The organism is Pseudomonas sp. NDM (genome assembly GCF_003105095.1).
Lineage (GTDB): Bacteria > Pseudomonadota > Gammaproteobacteria > Pseudomonadales > Pseudomonadaceae > Aquipseudomonas > Aquipseudomonas moraviensis_A.
In genome coordinates this window covers 1-22,866 of record NZ_QETJ01000060.1, presented here as the reverse complement: position 1 = coordinate 22,866, position 22,866 = coordinate 1, and the positions used below count along the sequence as shown (strand labels likewise).

21 protein-coding genes are annotated in these 22,866 nt (G+C 61.2%); 7 read left to right on the top strand and 14 right to left on the bottom strand.

The window, feature by feature from the left end; genetic code table 11:
* Positions 1–37 precede the first annotated feature (37 nt).
* Together DCO47_RS14360 and DCO47_RS14355 are read right to left on the bottom strand one after the other, a co-directional pair.
* The gene (locus DCO47_RS14360; RefSeq protein ID WP_065615088.1) at positions 38–1,423 is read right to left on the bottom strand and encodes a GTPase/DUF3482 domain-containing protein; all 1,386 of its coding nucleotides are present in this window, start codon (positions 1,421–1,423) and stop codon (positions 38–40) included.
* The gene (locus DCO47_RS14355; RefSeq protein ID WP_116658323.1) at positions 1,416–2,789 is read right to left on the bottom strand and encodes a DUF2868 domain-containing protein; all 1,374 of its coding nucleotides are present in this window, start codon (positions 2,787–2,789) and stop codon (positions 1,416–1,418) included. The genes DCO47_RS14360 and DCO47_RS14355 overlap by 8 nt, the downstream gene beginning before the upstream one ends.
* 85 nt (positions 2,790–2,874) lie before the next feature.
* Between DCO47_RS14355 and DCO47_RS14350 the strand changes: the two genes are divergently transcribed.
* A complete protein-coding gene (locus DCO47_RS14350; RefSeq protein ID WP_116658322.1) occupies positions 2,875–3,387 on the top strand; it encodes a dihydrofolate reductase in 513 nt (170 codons plus the stop codon).
* Positions 3,388–3,477: 90 nt separating this feature from the next.
* Here the strand turns inward: DCO47_RS14350 and DCO47_RS14345 are convergent, their stop codons facing one another.
* Positions 3,478–4,869, bottom strand: coding sequence for an L-cystine transporter (locus tag DCO47_RS14345; RefSeq protein ID WP_042606536.1), 1,392 nt, complete (start codon positions 4,867–4,869; stop codon positions 3,478–3,480).
* A 239-nt stretch (positions 4,870–5,108) separates the two neighbouring features.
* Between DCO47_RS14345 and DCO47_RS14340 the strand changes: the two genes are divergently transcribed.
* Positions 5,109–6,164 carry a haloacid dehalogenase-like hydrolase gene (locus tag DCO47_RS14340; protein ID WP_116658321.1) on the top strand — a complete coding sequence of 352 codons (1,056 nt, stop codon included), beginning with the start codon at positions 5,109–5,111 and terminating at the stop codon, positions 6,162–6,164.
* 72 nt (positions 6,165–6,236) lie between these two features.
* Here the strand turns inward: DCO47_RS14340 and ilvD are convergent, their stop codons facing one another.
* The 6 genes from ilvD to DCO47_RS14310 form a co-directional block, all read right to left on the bottom strand.
* Entirely contained in the window at positions 6,237–8,078 is a 1,842-nt protein-coding gene (gene ilvD, locus DCO47_RS14335) for a dihydroxy-acid dehydratase (RefSeq protein WP_016772696.1), read from the bottom strand.
* A gap of 256 nt (positions 8,079–8,334) precedes the next feature.
* Complete coding sequence (locus DCO47_RS14330) at positions 8,335–9,567, bottom strand: MFS transporter (RefSeq protein WP_116658320.1); 1,233 nt, start codon at positions 9,565–9,567, stop codon at positions 8,335–8,337.
* A complete protein-coding gene (locus DCO47_RS14325) occupies positions 9,560–10,537 on the bottom strand; it encodes a diiron oxygenase (protein ID WP_042606539.1) in 978 nt (325 codons plus the stop codon). The genes DCO47_RS14330 and DCO47_RS14325 overlap by 8 nt, the downstream gene beginning before the upstream one ends.
* A complete protein-coding gene (locus DCO47_RS14320) occupies positions 10,534–11,607 on the bottom strand; it encodes a SagB family peptide dehydrogenase (protein ID WP_116658319.1) in 1,074 nt (357 codons plus the stop codon). The genes DCO47_RS14325 and DCO47_RS14320 overlap by 4 nt, the downstream gene beginning before the upstream one ends.
* Positions 11,608–12,057: 450 nt before the next feature.
* Entirely contained in the window at positions 12,058–13,254 is a 1,197-nt protein-coding gene (locus DCO47_RS14315; protein ID WP_116658318.1) for a class I SAM-dependent rRNA methyltransferase, read from the bottom strand.
* A gap of 163 nt (positions 13,255–13,417) precedes the next feature.
* The gene (locus DCO47_RS14310) at positions 13,418–13,957 is read right to left on the bottom strand and encodes a type 1 glutamine amidotransferase domain-containing protein (protein ID WP_116658317.1); all 540 of its coding nucleotides are present in this window, start codon (positions 13,955–13,957) and stop codon (positions 13,418–13,420) included.
* Between the two features lie 228 nt (positions 13,958–14,185).
* Here DCO47_RS14310 and DCO47_RS14305 point away from each other — a divergent pair, with 228 nt between their 5' ends.
* The 3 genes from DCO47_RS14305 to DCO47_RS14295 are packed head-to-tail and all read left to right on the top strand — an operon-like array spanning position 14,186 to position 16,202.
* The gene (locus DCO47_RS14305) at positions 14,186–14,998 is read left to right on the top strand and encodes an HDOD domain-containing protein (protein WP_172667857.1); all 813 of its coding nucleotides are present in this window, start codon (positions 14,186–14,188) and stop codon (positions 14,996–14,998) included.
* 12 nt (positions 14,999–15,010) lie between these two features.
* On the top strand, positions 15,011–15,823 hold the full coding sequence (mutM, locus tag DCO47_RS14300) for a bifunctional DNA-formamidopyrimidine glycosylase/DNA-(apurinic or apyrimidinic site) lyase (protein WP_064364736.1): 813 nt from the start codon (positions 15,011–15,013) through the stop codon (positions 15,821–15,823).
* A 55-nt stretch (positions 15,824–15,878) separates the two neighbouring features.
* The gene (locus DCO47_RS14295; RefSeq protein WP_042606544.1) at positions 15,879–16,202 is read left to right on the top strand and encodes a hypothetical protein; all 324 of its coding nucleotides are present in this window, start codon (positions 15,879–15,881) and stop codon (positions 16,200–16,202) included.
* A 126-nt stretch (positions 16,203–16,328) separates the two neighbouring features.
* On the opposite strand, the gene DCO47_RS14290 is transcribed toward DCO47_RS14295, so the two are convergent.
* The 5 genes from DCO47_RS14290 to DCO47_RS14270 all read right to left on the bottom strand — a co-directional run bounded on the left by DCO47_RS14290 (position 16,329) and on the right by DCO47_RS14270 (position 21,084).
* Entirely contained in the window at positions 16,329–16,580 is a 252-nt protein-coding gene (locus tag DCO47_RS14290) for a YfhL family 4Fe-4S dicluster ferredoxin (protein ID WP_003195146.1), read from the bottom strand.
* A gap of 176 nt (positions 16,581–16,756) precedes the next feature.
* A complete protein-coding gene (gene coaD / locus DCO47_RS14285) occupies positions 16,757–17,236 on the bottom strand; it encodes a pantetheine-phosphate adenylyltransferase (RefSeq protein ID WP_042606545.1) in 480 nt (159 codons plus the stop codon).
* A gap of 115 nt (positions 17,237–17,351) precedes the next feature.
* Positions 17,352–18,947: a GMC family oxidoreductase gene (locus DCO47_RS14280; protein WP_116658316.1), complete on the bottom strand. Its 1,596-nt coding sequence runs from the start codon at positions 18,945–18,947 to the stop codon at positions 17,352–17,354.
* Positions 18,948–19,080: 133 nt separating this feature from the next.
* Positions 19,081–19,626, bottom strand: a complete 546-nt coding sequence (locus DCO47_RS14275) for a twin-arginine translocation pathway signal protein (RefSeq protein WP_116658315.1) — start codon at positions 19,624–19,626, stop codon at positions 19,081–19,083.
* 27 nt (positions 19,627–19,653) lie between these two features.
* Entirely contained in the window at positions 19,654–21,084 is a 1,431-nt protein-coding gene (locus tag DCO47_RS14270) for a coniferyl aldehyde dehydrogenase (RefSeq protein ID WP_116658314.1), read from the bottom strand.
* Positions 21,085–21,231: 147 nt separating this feature from the next.
* On the opposite strand from DCO47_RS14270, the gene DCO47_RS14265 reads away from it, so the two are divergent.
* Together DCO47_RS14265 and DCO47_RS14260 are read left to right on the top strand one after the other, a co-directional pair.
* Complete coding sequence (locus DCO47_RS14265) at positions 21,232–21,903, top strand: TetR/AcrR family transcriptional regulator (RefSeq protein WP_016772708.1); 672 nt, start codon at positions 21,232–21,234, stop codon at positions 21,901–21,903.
* Positions 21,904–21,934: 31 nt separating this feature from the next.
* Positions 21,935–22,789, top strand: a complete 855-nt coding sequence (locus DCO47_RS14260; RefSeq protein ID WP_116658313.1) for a sulfurtransferase — start codon at positions 21,935–21,937, stop codon at positions 22,787–22,789.
* The last annotated feature ends 77 nt before the right edge of the window (positions 22,790–22,866 follow it).

Genomic DNA, 22,866 nt, shown 5'->3' with positions numbered 1-22,866 from the left:
TCCCTCCGGGAGAGGGCTGGGGTGAGGGGGGAGCGATCTAAAGCTCAAGCACCCGATCAACCAACGCCTCAACCTGCTCCTGCCTTTCCCCCTGATTCAACTTCGCATGGGGATTCAACGATGACCACTGCGGATGCGCACGGGCCTTGCTCAAGGCTTCGGGCAGCTTGCCCTCGCGCCAGGTCTTATCCACAGGCGTGGCCACCTGAATGCTGTCCATCGCCGCATGCCCGCGCTGGTCCAGCGCCAACACCAACTGCCGCTGACGCAACGCCAACAAGCGCAGCACGGCGTCATCCACCGTCAATTCCCGCTGGCCTTTGAGCCTGCCGAGCAAACGACTGCCGTAACTGCGCGCGGTTTGAAGTGCGCCACCGGCAATCGCCCCGGCCAGTGCTGCTGCGCCGAGGGTAATGCCGCCGACCAACAAATCCACGCCAGCCCCGGCCGCCGCACCGGCAGCAATGCCGCCGCCGACGCGCACGCCGAGCTGCTTCAGGGTTTCCGGGTTGAACAGGTCATCACCCCAGCGCCCGTCGAGCAACGGCAAGTCACTGGCCGCCGCGTCCTGCGGGCGAAACGCGTAGAGCTTGAGCAGCGCCTCGACACACTTTTGTTCGCGCTGACGCACGGCTTTGCGCAATTCCCTGACCGCCTGCTGTTCCTGTTCAGGCTCGCTGACCACACTGCGCCGGCACGCCGCGCAATCGATCAGCAATTCGGCAATCAAGCGCGCGGCACTGTGTTGACGGGCTCGGCGATGGGCCTGTTGATCGGCGATCAACCGCTCCAATTGTGGTCGCGCATTTTCCAGCAGCAGGGCGAGGCTTTCATACAGTCGGCGTTCACCATCCTCGGGCGGTGCGACGCTGTCGAACCGTACCAGCGCATGCAGTCCCAGCCGCGCCAGTGCTTCGCGCCAATCAGGCTCGCGATGGTTGGCGCTGCTGACGAAATTCAGCACCGGCAGCAGCGGTTTGCCGCAACTGGCGAGCACTTCCAGCTCGTCGCGATATTTCGCCAGCACCGGTTCGCGGGCATCGATCACATACAGACCGGCGTCCGAGGCGAGCAATTGCCGCAGCACCTTGGCTTCCTGTTCAAAACGCTGGCGCGCCTCGCTGCCGTCGAGAAACCGCGCCAGCCGCGCCGGGCCGTCGAGGCGTTCGCCGGGACGTTCCAGACGTTCGAGAAAATCCAGCAGGGCGATGGCATCTTCCAGCCCTGGCGTATCGTACAGATCGAGCAACGGCTCGCCGTCCACCGACAAGCGCGCGCCTTCGACGTGCCGGGTGGTGCTCGGCCGGTGCGAGACTTCGCCGAAGCCGACATCGCGGGTCAGTGTGCGCAGCAGCGAGGTTTTGCCGACGTTGGTGTGGCCGACCACCGCGAGTTTCAACGGGGCTTTGCGTGCATCAGTCATGTCCGCTCTCCAGCCAGTTCATCGGCGCGCAATCGGCGAACGGCAGTTCCAGCTGTTGCAGCGCAGCGTGCCAGTCGCCCAGACGTTGGCCATCCAGCGCTTCGCCGGGCGGCGCTTGCAGCAGCCAGATGCGGGTGGCGCCGGCATTGCGTGCCAGTTCGGCGATCAGCGCGAGGCTGCCGCGATCCGGCGAGCGTCGCGGATCGCAGGCGATCGCCAGCCGCGCCGGTGGGAAGCGACTGAGTTGCTCGAGCAGTTTGTGCCGCGATTCGCGACTGTCGAGGACGCCGGCATTGCTGACATTTTTCGGCAGCGCCGGTGGCCATGGGCGCTGTTCGTCCAACTCGATCGCTACCAGCAGCGCGCCTTCACTGACGAGCTCGCCGACGTTGCTTTCGACGCGGTGCAGTTGCGCCGGCTCCGGGTCGTTGACGCCGAGACGTTCGCTGGTTGGCATCAACCGTTCGCGCAGTTGCGCGTAGCCGGGCAGGTTCAGATCCAGGCGCAGCGCGGCTTTGCCGCTGTTCCAGCGCCACAGGCAGAACAGCGCGAGCAGCAGGCGCGGCAGCACGCCGTAGACCACCAGCACACCGACCAGCCACGTCGCCCAGGCCTGTCGCGCGCTTTCAATATCCAGTGCGCCATCGCCGCTGGCGCGAATCATCTCCTCCGTGGGCACGTTAAAGCCCAGCAGCGACGGCAGATAGCCGAGGGCCTGGGTCACGTGGATAAAGGTGTCGGCGCCGAGGAGGGTGGTTTCCCAGACAAAGCCGTAACGCCGGGTGGCCATCAGCGTCAGCAGCAAAATCAGCGCGCTGAGCATCGCCAGCAGCCACAGGCCATTGACCAGCGCGCCGAGTGCCCAGCGATTGAGTTTTTTGCGTTGCAGCAGCAACAGCAAGGCCGGCGCCAGTTGCGCGGCTTTGGCGTCGCGAGCGAATTTTTCACTCAGCCACAGCCACAAGCGCCCAAGGCTGGCGCCGTGGTCGCCAGCGAAGATCAACCCCAGCGCCCAGCTCAACAGCAGAAGCAGATTGATCCCGAGCAGACTGCCCAGCGCCCAGAACACATTCACTGGCGTCTGCCCGAGCGCGGCGAAAGCCAGACCGGCGCCGCTGAGCACGGCGAAAATCATCAACAACACCAGCGCCAGGCGCGCGCCTTGCAGCCAATGCTTGAGGGCGGCAGTCAGTCCGTCACGCTCGGCCAGCCATAACGCCCGGCGCTGAATGCGGCTCGGCAGATCGCCACCAGCGGCGCGGGCCAGACGATTGGCTTCCAGATCATCCAGCGGCCCCGCGTGTTCTTCGCGCAGGCGGATGGTTTCGGTGAGCCAGAGGTTTTGCAGTGGAGTCAGTTCAGTCACGCGGCGTCCCGTCGCTAAATCGAGCGCTGAGCATAACCGCTGTGGCGCTTATCGGGGTAAGCGCGGCTCTGGTATCCTCGCCGCCATGACTAAATCACTCCCCCTCAGCCTGATCGCAGCCCTCGGTGAAAACCGCGTGATCGGCGTCGACAACAGCATGCCCTGGCACCTGCCGGGGGACTTCAAATACTTCAAGGCGACCACGCTCGGCAAGCCGATCATCATGGGTCGCAAGACCTGGGATTCGCTCGGTCGGCCGTTGCCTGGTCGCTTGAATATCGTGGTCAGCCGTCAGCCGGATCTGCAGCTCGAAGGCGCCGAGGTCTACCCGTCGCTGGAAGCCGCCGTGGCGCGCGCCGAGGAATGGGCGAAAGCCCAGGGCGTTGATGAACTGATGCTGATTGGCGGCGCGCAGTTGTACGCGCAAGGGCTGGCGCAGGCCGATCGTCTGTACCTGACCCGCGTGGCGCTGTGCCCGCAAGGGGATGCGTGGTTTCCGGAGTTTGATCTGAACGAGTGGAAGCTGGTGTCGAATGTGCCGAATCCGGCAGAGGGTGATAAACCCGCGTACAGCTTCGAAGTCTGGGAGAAAGCCTAAAAAGCATCGCGAGCAGGCTCACTCCTACAGGGGAACGCATTCCAAATGTAGGAGTGAGCCTGCTCGCGATAGCGGTCTGTCAGGCGCTACTTAAGCCTGGGCCAACTCTGCGTGCTCATCCGCATCCAGCAGCGCTTTATCCGTCTGCTGCATGACTTGGCTGGTAATCGCCCCAGCGGTGATCGAACCACTCACGTTCAACGCCGTGCGACCCATGTCGATCAACGGCTCGACCGAAATCAGCAATGCCACCAGTGACACCGGCAAGCCCATCGCCGGCAGCACGATCAGGGCGGCGAACGTCGCACCGCCACCAACCCCAGCGACACCTGCCGAACTCAACGTGACAATCGCCACCAGCGTCGCGATCCACAGCGGATCCAGCGGGTTGATGCCGACCGTTGGCGCGACCATCACCGCCAGCATCGCCGGATAGAGGCCGGCGCAACCGTTCTGGCCGATGGTTGCGCCGAACGATGCGGCGAAACTGGCGACCGACGACGGAATGCCCAGACGACGGGTCTGCGCTTCGATGCTCAGCGGAATGGTCGCGGCGCTGGAGCGGCTGGTGAAGGCGAACGTCAGCACCGGCCAGATCTTGCGGAAGAAGCGCAACGGGTTGATCCCGGCGGCCGAAACCAGCACGCCGTGCACCACGAACATCAGACCCAGACCGATATACGAGACCACCACGAAACTGCCGAGTTTGATGATGTCCTGCAGGTTGGAACCGGCGACCACTTTGGTCATCAGCGCCAGCACACCGTACGGGGTCAGCTTCATCACCAGACGCACCAGACGCATCACCCAGGCTTGCAGGGTGTCGATGGCGTTGATCACTTTCTGACCTTTCTCGACGTCGTCCTTGAGCAGTTGCAGCGCAGCCACCCCGAGGAACGCGGCAAAAATCACCACACTGATGATCGAGGTCGGCTTGGCCCGGGCCAGGTCGGCGAACGGGTTCTGCGGGATGAACGACAGCAGCAACTGCGGCACATTCAGGTCGGCGACCTTGCCGGCGTAGTCGTTCTGAATGGTTTGCAGGCGCGCCATTTCCTGAGTGCCGGCGACCAGACCTTCAGCGGTGAGGCCGAACAGGTTGGTCAGGCCGATGCCGATCAGCGCCGCGATGGCGGTGGTGAACAGCAGCGTGCCGATGGTCAGGAAACTGATCTTGCCCAGCGACGAGGCGTTGTGCAGACGGGCCACGGCGCTGAGGATCGAAGCGAACACCAGCGGGATCACGATCATCTGCAGAAGCTGCACGTAGCCGTTGCCGACCAGATCGAACCAGCCGATCGAGGCTTTCAGTACCGGGTTGCCGGCACCGTAGATCGTGTGCAGGGCGACGCCGAACGCCACGCCGAGGACCAGTGCAAGCAGGACTTTTTTCGCCAGGCTCCAGGTGGTGTGGCGGGTTTGCGCCAGACCGAAGAGCAGGGCGAGGAACACCAGCAGGTTTAGAATCAGCGGTAGATTCATGAGGACTCCAGAAAAGACTGTGCCAACAGCCATCCGGGGCTGCTGCGAACCGGCAAGCCTAACAGCTTGATTTGCAATGATTTAATACCGAAATGGCAGGGTGTCCGTCGTTTTTGGAATAAGCGCGTGTCGCTGTCGGCAATGCAGCTGACGCGCAGGGGACGTACGCGGTCGCTGACAGGCCAGGGTTGTCACACTTATTTGTTAGCGTCGAACTCTTTGGATCGGGGAGTAGCGCTATGAGAATTGCACGCACGTTGTTGGCTGTGGCATTGGCTGCGGGCCTGACCGGTCAGGTCTTCGCCACGGAGCTCAAGCATTGGCCGGCAGATCAGGCCAAGGCGCTGGACGCGATGATCGCGGCCAACGCCAACAAGGGTAACTACGCGGTGTTCGACATGGACAACACCAGTTACCGCTACGACCTCGAAGAGTCGTTGCTGCCGTTCATGGAAAACAAGGGCCTGATCACCCGCGACAAACTCGATCCCTCGCTGAAACTGATGCCGTTCAAGGACACCGCCGAGCACAAGGAGAGCCTGTTCAGTTATTACTACCGGCTCTGTGAAGTCGACGACATGGTCTGCTACCCATGGGTAGCGCAGGTGTTTTCCGGCTTCACCCTCAAGGAACTCAAGGGTTATGTCGACGAGTTGATGGCGTCGGGCAAACCGGTGCCGGCGACGTATTACGAAGGCGATGTGGTGAAGCAGCTGGACGTCAATCCGCCGAAGATCTTCACCGGTCAGCAGGAGCTGTACAACAAGCTGATGGAGAATGGCATCGAGGTCTACGTGATGACCGCCGCCTCCGAGGAACTGGTGCGCATGGTCGCGGCGGATCCCAAGTACGGCTACAACGTCAAACCGCAGAACGTCATTGGCGTTTCACTGCTGCTCAAGGATCAGAAGACTGGCGAGCTGACCACCGCGCGCAAGCAGATCACCGCCGGCAAATATGACGAGAAGGCCAACCTCGGCCTCGAACTGACTCCGTACCTGTGGACTCCGGCAACCTGGATGGCCGGTAAGCACGCAGCGATCCTGACCTACATTGACGAGTGGAAAAAACCGGTACTGGTTGGCGGCGATACCCCGACCAGCGACGGTTACATGCTGTTCCATGATGTCGACGTGGCCAAGGGCGGCATCCACTTGTGGATCAACCGCAAGGACAAGTACATGGCGCAGATCAACGGCATGATGGCCAAGCACGCAGCGGCGCAGGCCAAGGAAGGATTGCCGGTGACGGCGGACAAGAACTGGGTGGTCGTCAAACCTGAAGATATTCAATAAAGCAGCTGCAAGCTACAAGCTGCAAGGAAGAGCAAGGCGGCTCTTGCTTACGGCTTGCAGCTTGCAGCTGTTTTATATCCCATCCAGCATCGCTTTGTTACGCACAGCACCCTTGTCGGCACTGGTCGCCAACAGGGCGTAGGCCTTGAGGGCGGTGGTCACTTTGCGTGGACGCACCTCTACCGGTTTCCAGCCTTTCTTGTCCTGCTCGGCGCGGCGTGCCGCCAGTTCTTCGTCGCTGACCAACAGGTTGATCGAGCGGTTCGGAATGTCGATCAGCACTTTGTCGCCATCCTGCACCAGACCGATCGCGCCACCGGCCGCAGCCTCTGGCGAAGCGTGACCAATGGACAGGCCGGACGTACCGCCGGAGAAACGGCCGTCGGTGAGCAGCGCACAGGCTTTGCCCAGGCCTTTGGATTTCAGATAGGAGGTCGGGTAAAGCATTTCCTGCATGCCCGGGCCGCCTTTCGGGCCTTCGTAGCGAATGATGACGATGTCGCCTTCCTTCACTTCGTCGGCAAGAATGCCGCGCACGGCGCTGTCCTGGCTTTCGAAGATCTTCGCGTTGCCTTCGAAAACGTGGATCGACTCATCGACACCGGCGGTTTTCACCACGCAACCATCCTGCGCGATGTTGCCGTAGAGCACGGCGAGGCCGCCTTCTTTCGAATAAGCGTGCTCGAAGCTGCGGATGCAGCCGTTTTCACGGTCGTCATCCAGGGTTTCCCAGCGGGTCGACTGGCTGAATGCGGTCTGGGTCGGAATACCCGCAGGACCTGCCTTGAAGAAGTGGTGCACGGCTTCGTCGCTGGTCTGGGTGATGTCCCACTTGGCAATGGCTTCTTCCATGCTGCGACTGTGCACGGTCGGCAGGTCGGTGTGCAGCAGCCCACCACGGGCCAGCGAACCGAGGATGCTGAAAATGCCGCCGGCGCGGTGCACGTCTTCCATGTGGTATTTCTGGATGTTCGGCGCGACTTTGCACAGCTGCGGCACGCTGCGCGAGAGACGATCGATGTCGCGCAGGTCGAAATCGATCTCGGCCTCCTGGGCAGCAGCGAGCAAGTGCAGGATGGTGTTGGTCGAACCGCCCATGGCGATGTCGAGCATCATTGCGTTCTCGAACGCCTTGAAGTTGGCGATGTTGCGCGGCAGCACAGAGTCGTCGTTCTCGCCGTAGTAACGCTTGCACAGCTCGACGATGGTGCGCCCGGCCTGCAGGAACAGTTGTTCGCGGTCGCTGTGGGTGGCCAGGGTGGAACCGTTGCCCGGCAAGGCCAGGCCCAGTGCTTCGGTCAGGCAGTTCATCGAGTTGGCGGTGAACATGCCGGAGCACGAACCGCAGGTCGGGCAGGCGCTGCGCTCGTACTCGGCGACTTTCTCGTCAGAAGCGCTGGAGTCGGCGGCGATCACCATGGCGTCGACGAGGTCGAGACCGTGGGAGGCGAGTTTGGTCTTGCCGGCTTCCATCGGACCGCCGGAAACGAAGATCACCGGGATGTTCAGGCGCAGTGCAGCCATCAGCATGCCCGGGGTGATCTTGTCGCAGTTGGAAATGCACACGATGGCGTCAGCGCAGTGGGCGTTGACCATGTACTCGACGGAGTCGGCGATGATCTCGCGGCTCGGCAGCGAATACAGCATGCCATCGTGGCCCATGGCGATGCCGTCATCGACGGCGATGGTGTTGAATTCCTTGGCCACGCCACCGGCGCGTTCGATCTCGCGGGCGACCAGTTGACCCAGGTCCTTCAGGTGCACGTGGCCCGGGACGAACTGGGTGAACGAGTTGGCGATGGCGATGATCGGCTTCTTGAAGTCGTCATCCTTCATCCCGGTGGCGCGCCACAGTGCGCGGGCGCCGGCCATGTTGCGGCCGTGGGTGGATGTTTTCGAGCGGTAATCTGGCATGGAGCACTCCGGGCGGCTAATCACGTACTAAAGGGGAGTGAGCTTCTGTTGACCTCTGAAACACCCGAAAAATGGCCGTGTGTCCGGAAGCTGCCGATGACGTTGCGGGATCGCCGCTGGTCTCAGCCTGAGCTCATAAACCCGCCGGGGATGAATGGCGATGAATGAGGCGATTCTACACCGCTGGCGTCGTGAGGGAATGGCGCAAAGCGTTGTTCCCGTGCCCAATGCGCTCGCTCAGTGACGACTGGCAGGGTCAATGGTCGCCCCCCGGCATTACCGGATCACTGCGCAGGTTGCGGGTGCGACGGCCAATCACGCTGTTGAGCAGCAGGGATATGCCGCTCAGCGCCACAAATCCGTAGCCCAGCGTCGCTTGCAGGTTGGTCGGGCCAAGGCTGATGAGGGCGCTGACCAGCCCGCCACAGATAAAGATGATGGTGCTGCCGGCAGACGCCGATGCGCCGGCGTTTTCGGTGAACAGGCTCATGGCCCGGGAGGTGGCCGGTGGCCGGGAAATGGTGGTGCCCGCCGTGCAGATCAGCATCGGAACAAGCACCGTCGCAGCTGACAGCTCATGGTTGGCGGCCAGGTAGAGCATCACCAGACCCGAAATCAGGATCAGACTCTGTCCGGTGAAAATCTGCTGTTGCGCATTGATAAGCCGGTTCAACGCGCTGGCGAGCAGGCCGCCGAAGACATAGGAGGCGCCGTAAATCAGCAGGATCAAGGCGAAATCGTAGGGGGCCATTTGCAGCTGCTCCATGAAGATCAGCGGCGAAATGACGATGAAGGAAAAGTGGCAAGCGAAAGCGAACGCGGAAATCAGCCAACAGCTGACAAATTCGAAATTGCCCAGGACGCGTTGGTAGGACTGGATGAAGCCCAGGCGGTTGGCATCATGAGAAGGACGGCTGTTATCGAGCAGTCGCCAGGTCTTGAGCAGAACCACGGCGGCCAAGGCGATGAACAACCAGAAGCTGCCGCGCCAGCCGAACGTGGCTTGCAGAAACGTGCCCGCCAGCGGCGATACCGAAATGAAGATCCCCGTCGCGGTGACCATCAGGATTCGCAGGCGGTCACGCTCGTTCCCTGCAAACAGATCCTGCACCAGAGCCTGGGACAGCACGAAGCACCCGCATCCCAGTGCCTGCATCACCCGAAAAATCAGAAACAGCGTGTAGTCATTGCTCAGCACACAGCCAAGGGCGCCGAGCAGCGACACAGTCATGCCGGCGAGCAGCAGACCCTTGCGGCCGATCACGTCGGACAGCGGACCGATCAGCAGCTGGGCAAACGCAATGCCCACGGCGAACAGACTGATCGAGAGTGCAATGTCGCTCGGGGATCGATCAAAGTGTGCCGCCAGCGCCGGGAAGGACGGCAAGAGCACATCCAGCGGGAACACGCCGAGCAGGATCATTGCCAGCAACAGGCTGACGGCGCGGCGCTGTTGGCGGCGGGTAACTACCCGGCTGTGTTTATCCATCGATCAATCCTGCCTTGGCGAACAGTGTCTGGTTGTGGGGCAGTGCAAAGAAACCGGCCTTGTGCAGTGCCTCCAGTGTCGGTTTGCAGCCGGCGCGGGCACGGGCGCGGTTGGCCGGCACCGTCGCCATGCCGCCGACGATTTCCATCACGTCGCTGTCAGCGATACCGACTGAACGCAGGCTTTGTTGCAGCCAGCTTTCGTCGGCTTCGAAGAAAATCGAAATGATCTCCACCAGCGTCTTGCTGACGAACAGGCGTTGCCGACTGTTCATGGCGATCCAGAAGTAATGGAAGGCTTCAGCAAAATAACGACTGTGCCGGGCCTCGTCGGCGAGGTGATCGCGCAGCATGTCGTTCACGCTGGAAACCAGCGTGTCGCGACACACCTCCAGCAGCTCCCGGGCAATGATGGTTTCCGAGACGAATCCAAGAAGAAACCAGGCCAATGCGCGGTTCTTCTCCGGCGCGCGCGCGATCAGGGCGTTCATGCGGGTGATGCGCCTGGGGATGACAGGGCGTCGGGTGATGTTGTAGAGCGCGGCGATCTGTTCGGCAATCTGGTTTGAGAACAGTGCGTGATAGCCCTCGTCGGTATATAGCTGCAGCGCCGCGTGCTTCATCGGCAGTGGTATGTAGATGGGCAGCTCCCGGTGCACGATGACTTCCACCGCACGGTTGACGATGCGATGTTCAAGCAGCGTGGTGTAATCGAGGAAATACACCAGGTGATTGGCGGTCAGGCGATGCAGCGTTTCGCGACCCTTGGCCTGGATGGCGGGATGCGCCAGATAGGGCAGGAAGGCCGGGGGAAACCAGTAGCGCGTTTGCAATTGCTGCTCGACATTCGCCGGCAGCCGGTAGTCATGAGTGCTGCTGCGAACCGACGCGCGGCTTTCCCAATCGGGAAGGGTAAATTTAAGCGACCATGACACCGGGGCTTCGCCCTCATCCAGCGCTGTTGAAATCATGACGGTACCCCGCACAGCAGATCGCGCATTTCCTGGCACATGGCCTGACCATCGCTTTCTCCGCACCCGACGAAGAACAAAGGCTGCTCGGCGCTGCCTTCGAGACCGAGCAGGGTTTCGACCCGGGCGTCGGCAAACGCGCCCGTCAGCCAGGTACTCAGCCCCAGTGTTGTCGCCACCAGTTGAAAGGTTTGCGAGAGATGACCCGCATCAATGAACGCCATGCGGTAGGCGCGCGAATGTTCATACTTCCACCAGAGTCGATCGAAGCGCGCGGTGATGAACAGGCCCAGCGGCAGGTTATTGATGAAATGCTGGCCGCCGAGCAATTGCCCCAGCTCTGGGTCGGGCAGCGGATTGACCCGGCTCAAGGCGTGCTCCGCAGAGTGATAGGCATAGATGCCGGGTTCGAGCCCGGAGACATTCTGTGCGAGAAGAAAGCCCTCACAGGCGTTCAGGCCGCCGCCTGACGGACTGCTCCGGCGTTCGCCGAGGCCTGGCGCGACGGGGTCGTCGTGCGCGTTTTCCCGCGCGGGGAGATAGCCGAGGGTGAAATACAGAAGCGTGCCGACCTCGTCCAGGGTCACCGCAGCACCGGTATAGGATCGGCAGGTCTTCCGCTTCAGCAATGCCTGAGTCAGGCTGTCAGCATTCACATCACACGGTGCAGGCAGGGCGATAAGCGCTGCTGCTGATTGCCGCGTTCTGGGATTGGCGGGTTCCGGGGTTGCCAATACTTCGCGGCAGTGCGCCAGGTATTGTCTTGACCACTCATGAATGTTTTGCGGCACATGTTCGCAAGGGATGTTTTGCGTGCCGATGTGAAAGATCTTCGACAGCTCATCCCAGCCCCAATTCGGACTGTCTATTTTTGCAATGGTTAGAATGCCCGCGTCCAGAAGTTGTATGTCTATTATGTTTTGCGGGTCATACAGATTCGGGTTGTTTATAAGTTGGGCGAGGCGAGTGGAGTAGTCAAGATCAAGCTCGTGTTGAGTATGTGTCTTATAGTTCCATACAACCTGTCCGGGTGGGCGCGGCAATATAAATAGAAAAGGACTGATATACATTTATTCAATTCACTCAAGGGAAGTCTGAAGGACGCCAGAGTGCCGGCACTCTCCGGCGTCCAGACTTGCTTAGCGGGTTTTGGCTGCAACCAGGAAGGCCAGGTTGGCGAGTTTGTTTGTTTCCAGATAAATGGTTTTCATGATGTGAACTCCTTGTTCATAAGTAGTTGAAGTCGCCTCATGGCGACAACTTCATAATAGTTTGTAATCGAATATTGGCAAGGGGTTATTAAGTAGGAATATTCCAGTAATTCTGTCGGAGTGATCTAGTGTTGGATATCTACCGTGTAGGTTAATTTTCCATAACTAACAGGCGTGGCGAAACGTCCTGCAAGGAAGTTGGAAGATAATTGTAGGAAGACGACAAGACACTCATGGCGAGTGTGAAAAAAGGCGGGAAGGTGACGCAAAAAAACGGGGAGCTCAGTGGCTCCCCGTGTTCAACCGCATTCAGCTGTTGGGCAGCAGACGGCAGGTGATGCTCTTGATGTAGCGGGTTTCGGCGATGGCCGGATGCACCGGATGATCCGGGCCCTGGCCGCCACGCTCGAGCATCTGGATATTGCGGTCCAGGTGACGGGCGCTGGTCAGCAGGATGTTCTGCAGATCATCTTCCGGCAGGTGCATGGAGCACGAAGCACTGACCAGAATGCCGTCCTTGGTCAGCAGGCGCATGGCTTGCTCGTTCAGACGACGGTAGGCGCCTTCGCCATTCTTCATGTCTTTCTTGCGTTTGATGAACGCTGGCGGATCGGCAACGATCACGTCGAAACGCTCTTCGCTGGCTTTCAGTTCCTTCAGCGCTTCAAAGACATCGCCTTCGATGCAGGTCATCTTGTCAGCGAAACCGTTCAGCGCAGCGTTGCGCTCTACACCGTCGAGGGCGAATGCGGAGGCGTCGACGCAGAACACTTCGCTGGCGCCGAACGCCGCGGCCTGCACGCCCCAGCCACCGATGTAGCTGTACAGGTCCAGCACGCGTTTGCCTTTGGCGTAGGGCGCCAGACGCGCGCGGTTCATACGGTGATCGTAGAACCAGCCGGTTTTCTGACCTTGAATGACCGGTGCCTCGAACTTCACGCCGTTTTCTTCCAGCGCTACCCACTCCGGTACCAGACCGAATACGGTTTCGACGTAGCGGTTGAGACCTTCGGCGTCGCGGGCGGCGGAGTCATTCTTGAACAGAATGCCACTTGGCTTGAGCACTTGGGTCAGCGCTGCGATCACGTCGTCCTTGTGCGCTTCCATGGTCGCCGAGGCGATTTGCACCACGAGGATGTCGCCGAAACGATCGACCACCAGACCCGGCAGCAGGTCGGAATCGCCGTAGACCAGACGGTAGAACGGCTTGTCGAACAGACGCTCGCGCAACGACAGCGCGACGTTCAGGCGATGCACCAGCAGCGACTTGTCCAGTGCCAGTTTGATGTCGCGCGAGAGCAGACGCGCGCAGATCAGGTTGTTCGGGCTCATCGCTACGATGCCCAGCGGCTTGCCACCGGCGGCTTCGAGCACCGCCTGATCGCCGGCCTTGAAGCCGTGCAGAGGCGTGGCGGCCACGTCGATTTCGTTGCTGTAGACCCACAAGTGGCCGTTGCGCAGGCGACGGTCGGCGTTGGCTGTGAGGCGCAGGCTAGGCAGGGACATGACGTCGCTCCGGAAAAAAGAGCGGGAGTATAGCGTGTTGCGGTTTGCGCCGGGCTGAGGATGCGATGAAACGCTGATGATGCCTTCGCGAGCAGGCTCGCTCCCACAGGGGAATGCATTTCAAGTGTGGGAGCGAGCCTGCTCGCGAACGGGACCGCGAAGATTACGCAGCCAGTGCGTCAATCAGGGCCTGGCTGAACGCCGGCACATCATCCGGCTGGCGACTGCTGATCAGGTTGCCGTCCTTGACCACTTCCTGATCGACCCAGTTGACGCCGGCATTGACCAGATCGTCCTTGACGGTCTTGTAGCTGGTCATGGTCTTGCCATTGACCAGCCCCGCCGAGATCAGCAGCCAGCTGCCATGACAGATCACGGCAATCGGCTTGCCCGCCGATGCGGCGGTCTTGACCAGATGCTGAGCATCCTGATCAATGCGGATGGTATCGGAATTCTGCACACCGCCCGGCAGCAGCACGGCATCGTATTGATCGATGCTCACCGCCTGGAAGGTGTTGGCGACGGGGAAGTCGTCCGCCGGTTTGTCATGGTTCCAGCCTTTGACCGTGCCGGTCTCGGCCGACAGGATATCGACCTGCACGCCGGCCTGCTCCAGGGCATCCTTGGGACCGGTCAGCTCGACTTGTTCAAAACCATCGGTAACCAAAATAGCGACGCGTTTGCCATTGAGGGAAGTTGCCATCGGTAAGCTCCTGAGTCTGTGGAGATTTTGCCTTCGCAGCGAACCATCGAGGTCCGATGCGCCCTACAGAGTCCGAAGCCTGAGCGCGGATGAAAGTTCCGGCGATGTGCCCATCGGTGTGTCGCCCTGCCGTTTCAGCGGTTAGAATCGCCGCCTGCCCCGGAGTGTGTACTTATGTCCCAAGAGCTGACCACCGAACAGATTCAACAATCGCTGCAAGGCATCAGTGTGCCGGCGCAACCGCAGATCATGGTGGATCTGCAAATGGAGCAGTACATGCCCGACCCGGACCTGGAGGTGATCGCCAAACTGATCTCCCAGGATCCCGGCCTGTCCGGCGCGCTGCTGAAAATCGTCAACTCGCCGTATTACGGCCTGAGCAACAAGATCACCTCGATCCAGCGGGCGGTGAACCTGTTGGGCAGCCGTTCGATCATCAACCTGATCAACGCGCAGTCGATCAAGGGCGAGATGAACGACGACACCATCGTCACCCTCAACCGTTTCTGGGACACCGCGCAGGATGTGGCGATGACCTGCCTGACCCTGGCCAAGCGCATCGGCACTCAGGCCGGTGATGAAGCCTATGCGTTGGGCCTGTTCCACGATTGCGGCGTGCCGTTGATGCTGCAGCGCTTCCCCAATTACATGACCGTGCTGGAAGAGGCTTACGCCAGCGCCAGCCCGGACTGCCGTGTGGTGGATACGGAAAACCGCGTGTTCAACACCAACCACGCCGTGGTCGGTTACTACACCGCCAAGTCCTGGCGCCTGCCGGAGCATGTCAGCGCCGCCATCGCCAACCACCACAACGCGCTGGCGATTTTCAACGATGAATCGTCGAAGAACAGCCAACTGAAAAATCTCCTGGCGATCCTGAAAATGGCCGAGCACATCTGCGCCTCTTATCGGGTGCTCGGCAACCAGAGCGAAGATTTCGAGTGGAATGCCGTTGGCCCGCTGGTGCTGGATTACGTCGGTCTGTCGGACTACGACTTCGAAACGCTCAAACAAACGATTCGCGACCTCGGCGCGCATTGATCCGAGGACACCATGCCTGAACTGCCGGAAGTCGAAACAACCCGTCGCGGAATTGCCCCGCACCTTGAAGGCCAGCGCGTCAGCCGGGTCATCGTCCGCGACCGGCGTCTGCGCTGGCCGATCCCGGAAGACCTCGATGTGCGCCTGTCCGGGCAGCGCATCGTGCTGGTCGAGCGGCGGGCCAAGTACCTGTTGATCAACGCCGAGATCGGCACGCTGATCAGTCACTTGGGCATGTCGGGCAATCTGCGCCTGGTCGAGGCGGGGTTGCCGGCGTTGAAGCACGAACACGTCGACATCGAACTGGAATCGGGACTGGCCCTGCGTTACACCGATCCGCGACGGTTCGGCGCGATGCTGTGGAGCACCGACCCGCTCAATCACGAGCTGCTGATTCGCCTCGGTCCGGAGCCGCTGACCGATCTGTTTGATGGCGAGCGCTTGTTCCAGCTGTCACGCGGCCGCGCGATGGCGGTCAAGCCGTTCATCATGGACAACGCGGTGGTGGTCGGAGTCGGCAATATTTACGCGACCGAAGCGCTGTTCGCCGCCGGTATCGATCCGCGCCGGGAAGCGGGGGGCATTTCCCGCGGGCGTTATCTGAAACTGGCGATCGAAATCAAACGCATCCTTGCCGCTGCCATCGAGCGGGGCGGCACAACGTTGCGCGACTTCATTGGCGGTGACGGTCAGCCGGGCTATTTCCAGCAGGAACTGTTTGTCTACGGCCGCGGCGGTCAGCACTGCAAGGTCTGCGGCACCGGCCTGCGCGAAGTGAAGCTTGGCCAGCGCGCCAGCGTGTTTTGCCCGCGCTGCCAGACCTGAAAAATCCTTGGGTCTATAGTGAGAAGTCTCACTGTTCAGCCCGAAGGATCGTGCCATGAAAGTCCTGCAAGTCTTCTTCGTCACGCTGCTGCTGTGTTCCAGCCTGCTCGTTCAGGCCTCGGAAAGCGGCAGCGGTGACCCCCGTTACACCATCCAGAATCCCCCGGCGTACGCCATGCTCGGCGACCTGCTGATTGCTCGACCCTTGCTGGTGGTGGCGACGGTGATCGGTGCGGGAGCGTTTGTGGTGTCGCTGCCGTTTACCGCGCTGGGTGGCGGTGTTGGCGATGCCGGACAGGCGCTGGTGGTCGACCCGGCGAAAGCAGCGTTTGTGCGGTGTCTGGGGTGTACGGGGGAGGGGTTCGAACAGCGCGAGTGAGCTGATCGGATTTCAGCGGTGTGGCTGATGGCCCATTCGCGAGCAGGCTCGCTCCCACAGGGGAATGCATTGCAAAATGTGGGAGCGAGCCTGCTCGCGAAGAGGGCCAGACGGGCACTGAAGAGATCAGGCCTTACCGGTGATCTTGCGGTATTTCTCCATCAACTGCTCTTCAGTCTCCGGATGGGCTTCGTCCAGTGGAATGCAATCCACCGGGCAGACCTGCTGGCACTGCGGTTCGTCATAGTGGCCGACGCACTGGGTGCACAGGTTCGGGTCGATCACGTAGATCTCTTCGCCTTGGGAAATGGCGGCGTTCGGGCACTCGGGTTCGCAGACGTCGCAGTTGATGCAATCGTCGGTGATGATCAGGGACATGCTAACTCCAGCCGGGGCAGCAGGCCCGGGCGCTATAAATCAATGCGCGCAATTGTGCCGCATTGGCGAGCGCAGTGCACGCGGGGGCGATCAAGGGCTGCAAAACAGAGATCGCAGCCTTCGGCAGCTCCTACAAACAAAGATCGTCTAATCGCAGCCCGAGCCTTCGACAGCTCCTACTTTTTGAAGCGTAGGGTCAGTGCGTCGGCCACGGCCGGGTGAACGAACTTGCTGATATCACCGCCCAGCGCGGCAATCTCCCGCACCAGCGTCGAGGAAATGAACGAATAACGCTCGGACGGTGTGAGAAACAGGCTCTCCACATCCGGCGCCAGTTGACGGTTCATGTTGGCCAGCTGGAATTCGTATTCGAAGTCCGACACCGCGCGCAGACCACGCAGGAACACATTGGCGTTCTGCTCTTTGGCGAAATGCGCAAGCAGCGTCGAGAAACCGACCACTTCCACGTTGGGCAGGTGTCTGGTGACCTCGCGAGCCAGTTCGACCCGTTGTTCCAGCGGGAACAGCGGGTTCTTTTTCGGGCTGGCGGCGACCGCAATGATCACGTGATCGAACAGGCGCGAGGCGCGTTCGACCAGATCGCCATGGCCCTTGGTAATAGGGTCGAAGGTACCTGGGTACAACACTCGGTTCATCGCGTCGTCCTGGCGGGAGTCCGTTGGGGAGTCGGATGGTATCGCAGCCTTCCCGGTCGGCCAAGTCGCCTGTTCGGTAAGAAAGCACTATAGACGATAGGAACAGGCTGCTTTTTCATGGATTTTTCAGTCGATCCGCCAGGGCCGTTGCCAGTTGCGCGGTCAGGCCATACACCGACAGTTGCGGGTTGGCACCGATGCTGGTGGGGAACAGCGAGCCGTCGTGGATCGACAGATTACTGAGCTGGTGATGGCGACCGAGGCTGTCGGCGACCGCACTGTTCGGATCTTCACCCATCGCACAACCGCCCATGACGTGGGCACTGCCCAGTCGCGTGCGGTACAACTCCAGGCTCAATCCATCGATCAGCGAGCGGGCCTCAGACAGTGTCTTCACATAGCGACCGTCGGCATGCATCGGCATCACCGCTTGCGCGCCGCCGGCGAACTGGATTTCCGCCATAACGTGAAAGGCCCGGCGCAAACCGTCCCAGGCGTACTGCGAGACCTGATAGTCGAGCACTGGCGAGCCGTCGCCGCGCAGTTCCACCGAGCCACCGCTGCTGTCCGGGTGAAAGCCGTCGCGCAGCAGCGCCAGCATCGCGTGGGTGTGCGGCAGGTCGGCCATGTGTTGCGCGTTCTCTCGGCCAAAACCGCCGAGCAGCGTGGCCGCCAGCGCCGGGTGCAGCGGTGGCACTTCGAGCTTGAAAGCCATCGGACCGGTGGTGCCGTCCTTCCACTGGAAATGGTCGGAATAGATGGACTGCGGCGCGCCGTAAAACGGATTGACCACCTCGGCGAAACGCGCGGCGGACATGTTCACCGGATGCAGGAAGGTACGCTTGCCCAGGCACGCATGCGGATCAGGCGCGTCCGAGCGCAGCAGCAACGCCGGGCTGTTGATGCCGCCGCCGGCCAGCACGTAATGCCGCGCCTTGACCGTGATGCTGCGCCCGGTCGGCTCGACGCAGCGTTCGTCCATTGCCACGCAATGCAGCCCGGTAACCTTGTCGCCGCTGATCAGCAGCTTCTCCACCCGCGCCAGATACAGCAGCTCGCCGCCCTTTTCCAGCGTCGCCGGGATGGTCGTGACCATCATCGATTGCTTGGCGTTGCTCGGGCAGCCCATGCCGCAATAACCGAGATTCCAGCAGCCACGCACGTTGCGCGGGATCACGTGCCAGCTGTAGCCGAGTTGCTCGCAGCCTTTGCGGATCACGTCGTTGTTGGCGTTAGGCGGCACCATCCATGGGGCGACGCCGAGGCGCTGCTCCATTTTTTCGAACCACGGCGCCATCTCTTCCGGGCTATGGCCTTTGACGTTGTGTTCCCTGGCCCAGTGTTCGAGGGTCGGTTCGGGTGTGCGAAAGCTTGAGGTCCAGTTGATCAGTGTCGTGCCGCCGACTGCGCGGCCCTGCAGGATAGTGATTGCGCCGTCCTTGCTCATCCTCCCGATGCCTTCCTGATACAGGCTGCTGTAGGCCTCGTCCTCGAGCAGTTTGAAGTCCGAACTGGTTTTCAGCGGGCCTTCTTCGATCAGCAGGACTTTGTAGCCGGCTGCGCTGAGGATTTCCGCTGTGGTGCCGCCGCCGGCGCCGCTGCCGATGATCGCCACATCGGCTTGGAGGGTGAGGTCGTCGCTCAGTTGCGCGCCGTTGTAGGTTTTCCAGCCTCGGGCAAGGCCTTCGCGGAAGGGGTCGGGTACGGGCATCGATCAGGTTCTCTTTATTATTTTTGGATGCGGCGGTGTGGCGGCCGACCTCTTCGCGAGCAGGCTCGCTCCCACATTTGAAATGCCTTTTCCTGTGGGAGCGAGCCTGCTCGCGAAGGGCGCGACGCCGATCTCAAACTGTAGGCGGCCCGGGATAACCGCAATGCGCCCAGGATTCGGCGCGGGTGTACCAGGCCATCATTACCATCTGCTGCAACGAGCTGTGGCCCATGCGCAGCAGGCTCAGGGAACTGTTCTCCCAGCGTTCAAGGAACTGCCGCATCGCGTCGGGACTGGCGTTTTCCCAGCTGCCCCAGATTCCGGTCAGCGGCCCACGGGTCACGGCCATGCCGAGCACATCGAACAGTTGTCGAGTGAGCTTGAGCATTTCCGGCGACAGGTGATCGAGGCTGTAGTCCAGCGACTTCAGTGTGCCGTCGACCGCTGCGGGCATTTTCTCCGCCGCCACAGCACCGTCGAGCATCACCGGGATAAGCGCGCGCAGAAACAGCAGATCGCCGTCGCGCAAACTGACAAAGCCGTTGGCGCTGACGCTCGACGAGCAGCCAGTCAGGCTGGCGCCAAGGCCGGCGGTGGCGAGAAACGCCGTGGCGCCGAGGCTGAATTTCAGCAGGCCACGGCGCGACAGGGCGGGTGTTTCAGTCAGGCTTGGGTGCATTGTTGTTATTACCCGGGTCGACAGCGTTTAGCGGATGAACAGTTTCTGAATCAGTTTCTGAATCGATGTGCCATATGGCGGGTAGATCAGCCGGGCCGCGTTGAAACGCTGTTTGATCAACACGCCTTTGGCCTTGCTGAAGGTCAGGAAACCTTCATGGCCGTGGTAATGGCCCATGCCTGACGGACCGATGCCACCGAAGGGCATATCGTCCTGAGCGACGTGCAGCAGGGTGTCGTTCAGGCACACACCGCCGGAGTGGGTCTCGTGCAGCACGCGATGCTGTTCGCGCTTGTCGTAGCCAAAGTAGTAAAGAGCCAGAGGACGAGGGCGCTGATTGATGTAAGCGAATGCCTGCTCCAGATCGCGATAAGGCACGATCGGCAGCAGCGGGCCGAAGATTTCGTCCTGCATCACGCTCATCTCGTCGCTGACATTCAGCAGGACGCTGTGCGGCATGCGCCGGCCCTGGCCTTGTTCGAACAACGGGATCAGCAGCGCGCCCTTGCTGGTCGCGTCGCTGATGTAAGCATTGAGCCTCGCCAACTGGCGTTCGTTGATGATTGCCGTGTAGTCGGCGTTGTCCGCCAGGGTCGGGTAAAAGCCTTTTACGGCCTGACGATAGGCCTCGACGAAAGCGCCGACGCGGTCTTCCGGCACCAGCACATAGTCGGGGGCGACACAGGTCTGCCCGGCGTTGAGGGTTTTACCGAAGGTGATGCGTTCGGCGGCGTCCTTCAATGGCACGTCTCTGGAGACGATGGCCGGCGACTTGCCGCCCAGTTCCAGCGTCACTGGCGTCAGGTTCTCCGCCGCCGCACGCATGACGTGTTTGCCGACGCTGGTGGAACCGGTGAACAGCAGATGATCGAAAGGCAGACGCGAGAACGCCATGCCGACATCCGCTTCGCCCAGCACCACGCAGACCAGGTCTTCAGGGAAGATCCGCGCGAGCAATTGCTTGAGCAGCAGCCCGGTCGCCGGGGTCGACTCGCTGAGCTTGAGCATCACCCGATTGCCCGCCGCCAGCGCGCCGACCATCGGCCCTACGGCCAGATACAGCGGGTAGTTCCACGGCACGATCACACCGACCACGCCCAGCGGCTGATAGACCACTTTCGCCGAAGCCGGCTGGAACGCCATGCCGACCTTGCGCCGCGAGGGCTTCATCCATTTCTTCAAATGACGGCTGGCGTAGTGAATGCCGTGCAGGCTCGGCATCAGTTCGGCGAGCAGGGTTTCGTCGGCGCTGCGGTGACTGAAATCGGCGCTGATCGCCTCGATCAGTGCCTGGCGCTCGGCGTTGAGCAGATCGCGCAAAGCCTTGAGCCACTGCTGACGTTGCGCGGCCGGCGGCATCGGGTTGGCGGCATACGCCGCCCGTTGCGCCTGGAACTGCCGGTCGAGGGTTTCAGCAGGCTGTTGCAGGGTTTGCAGGTAGGCAATGTCGGCAGTCATCGCAGGCTCCGGATTTTGTTGTAATGAGCACTTTTTAGAGTCGATGCTCTAGAAAGTCAAACGACTTCCGCGCACGTCAGTGTTTTATCCATTTCCGGTTAGGTCGTAAGATGCGCCGTCTACGCACTCTGAATTAAAGCTCAAGCCATGGCCCCACGAATAAAAACCAGCGAGCGCATCGTTCAGAACAGCCTGGAGCTGTTCAATCAGCAGGGCGAGCGCAGCGTCAGCACCAACCACATCGCCGCGCACATGGAGATTTCTCCGGGCAACCTGTACTACCACTTCCCCAACAAGCAGGCGATCATCGCCGTGTTGTTCAGTGAGTACGAAGCCCTGGTAGACAGCTTTCTGCGTCCGCCCCAGGGCCGCCCCGCAACGGTCGAGGACAAGCGTTTCTATTTGAAGGAACTGCTTTCGGCCATGTGGCGCTACCGGTTTCTGCATCGCGACCTCGAGCATCTGCTCGACAGCGATGCGGAACTGGCCGCGCGGTATCGGCGTTTCTCCCAGCGTTGCGTGATCCAGGGCGCAGCCATCTACGAAGGCTTCGTCGCCGCCGGCATCCTGAAAATGGACCGCGTACAGATCGAATCGCTGACCCTCAACGCGTGGATCATCCTGACCTCGTGGGTACGCTTTCTGTGCACCACACGGGAAAACTCCAACCACCTCAGCGAACAGGCCGTGAAGCGCGGCGTGTATCAGGTACTGGTGCTGGAAGCGGGGTTTGTCACCGATCAGGCGCGTGATGAGGTCAATGCTTTGTTCGACGAGTTCTATGTGCCGCTGGCGCAGGCCCTTGAAGACGTGAAATAAACCGTTCAGCCGAATGCCACAGGAGCCCGATATGTCGATTGCGCAGTTGATCAGCCCACAAGCTTTGGACGCTCGCAAAGAGCAGCCGGGGCTGGTGATTCTCGATTGTCGTTTCGCCCTTGAAGATCCGGACTACGGCCAGCGCAGCTACGCCGAAGGGCACATTGCCGGGGCAAGTTTCGCCGATCTGGAGCGTGATCTGAGCGGTAAGGTCGAGAGGGGCGTGACCGGACGTCATCCGTTGCCCGAGCCGGCGGCGCTGATCGAACGCCTGCAAGCCTGGGGCATCAGCAATGACAGCGATGTGGTTTTGTACGATGACGGCCCGGGTGCCTACGCGGCACGGGCGTGGTGGTTGCTTGCATGGTTGGGCAAGCGCGACGGCGTGTTCATTCTCGATGGCGGGCTCAAGGCCTGGCACGCCGCCGGTCTGCCCCTGAGCCTGGATCCGCCGAGCGTGACGCCGGGTAACTTCAGCGGTGAGCCGGACATGAGCCTGCTGCTCAGCGCCGAGCAATTGCAGCAACGCCTCACCCAGCCAACGCTGACCCTGCTCGACGCCCGCGCCTTGCCGCGCTTCAAGGGCGAAGTGGAACCGATCGATCCGGTCGCCGGGCACATTCCCGGGGCGCAATGTGCGGCGTTCACCGATAACCTCGGCAGCGACGGACGATTCCTGCCGGCGGAGCAGCTCAAGCAGCGTTTCGCTGCGAAACTGGGCGATCGCTCGCCGTCGGAGCTGGTCGCGTACTGCGGATCCGGGGTGACGGCGTGTCACAACCTGTTTGCACTGTGTCTGGCCGGCTATCCGCTGGGCGCGCTGTATGCAGGATCGTGGAGCGAATGGATCAATCAGCCTTCGCGCGGCATTGCCACCGGCGAATAATCACCGAGTCCCCCTGTAGGAGTGAGCCTGCTCGCGATGGCGTCGGCACGTTCAGCATCGCGTCGACTGACACACCG

Bases quoted from the DNA above. Each gene is read 5' to 3' on its own strand.
- DCO47_RS14330 (WP_116658320.1), bottom strand. From the start codon at position 9,567: ATGGATAAACACAGCCGGGTAGTTACCCGCCGCCAACAGCGCCGCGCC.
- DCO47_RS14295 (WP_042606544.1), top strand. From the start codon at position 15,879: ATGAAAGTCCTGCAAGTCTTCTTCGTCACGCTGCTGCTGTGTTCCAGC.
- ilvD (WP_016772696.1), bottom strand. From the start codon at position 8,078: ATGCCAGATTACCGCTCGAAAACATCCACCCACGGCCGCAACATGGCC.
- DCO47_RS14360 (WP_065615088.1), bottom strand. From the start codon at position 1,423: ATGACTGATGCACGCAAAGCCCCGTTGAAACTCGCGGTGGTCGGCCAC.
- DCO47_RS14320 (WP_116658319.1), bottom strand. From the start codon at position 11,607: ATGTATATCAGTCCTTTTCTATTTATATTGCCGCGCCCACCCGGACAG.
- DCO47_RS14275 (WP_116658315.1), bottom strand. From the start codon at position 19,626: ATGCACCCAAGCCTGACTGAAACACCCGCCCTGTCGCGCCGTGGCCTG.
- coaD (WP_042606545.1), bottom strand. From the start codon at position 17,236: ATGAACCGAGTGTTGTACCCAGGTACCTTCGACCCTATTACCAAGGGC.
- DCO47_RS14280 (WP_116658316.1), bottom strand. From the start codon at position 18,947: ATGCCCGTACCCGACCCCTTCCGCGAAGGCCTTGCCCGAGGCTGGAAA.
- DCO47_RS14325 (WP_042606539.1), bottom strand. From the start codon at position 10,537: ATGATTTCAACAGCGCTGGATGAGGGCGAAGCCCCGGTGTCATGGTCG.
- DCO47_RS14290 (WP_003195146.1), bottom strand. From the start codon at position 16,580: ATGTCCCTGATCATCACCGACGATTGCATCAACTGCGACGTCTGCGAA.
- DCO47_RS14345 (WP_042606536.1), bottom strand. From the start codon at position 4,869: ATGAATCTACCGCTGATTCTAAACCTGCTGGTGTTCCTCGCCCTGCTC.
- DCO47_RS14310 (WP_116658317.1), bottom strand. From the start codon at position 13,957: ATGGCAACTTCCCTCAATGGCAAACGCGTCGCTATTTTGGTTACCGAT.
- DCO47_RS14260 (WP_116658313.1), top strand. From the start codon at position 21,935: ATGTCGATTGCGCAGTTGATCAGCCCACAAGCTTTGGACGCTCGCAAA.
- DCO47_RS14265 (WP_016772708.1), top strand. From the start codon at position 21,232: ATGGCCCCACGAATAAAAACCAGCGAGCGCATCGTTCAGAACAGCCTG.
- DCO47_RS14315 (WP_116658318.1), bottom strand. From the start codon at position 13,254: ATGTCCCTGCCTAGCCTGCGCCTCACAGCCAACGCCGACCGTCGCCTG.
- mutM (WP_064364736.1), top strand. From the start codon at position 15,011: ATGCCTGAACTGCCGGAAGTCGAAACAACCCGTCGCGGAATTGCCCCG.
- DCO47_RS14270 (WP_116658314.1), bottom strand. From the start codon at position 21,084: ATGACTGCCGACATTGCCTACCTGCAAACCCTGCAACAGCCTGCTGAA.
- DCO47_RS14350 (WP_116658322.1), top strand. From the start codon at position 2,875: ATGACTAAATCACTCCCCCTCAGCCTGATCGCAGCCCTCGGTGAAAAC.
- DCO47_RS14340 (WP_116658321.1), top strand. From the start codon at position 5,109: ATGAGAATTGCACGCACGTTGTTGGCTGTGGCATTGGCTGCGGGCCTG.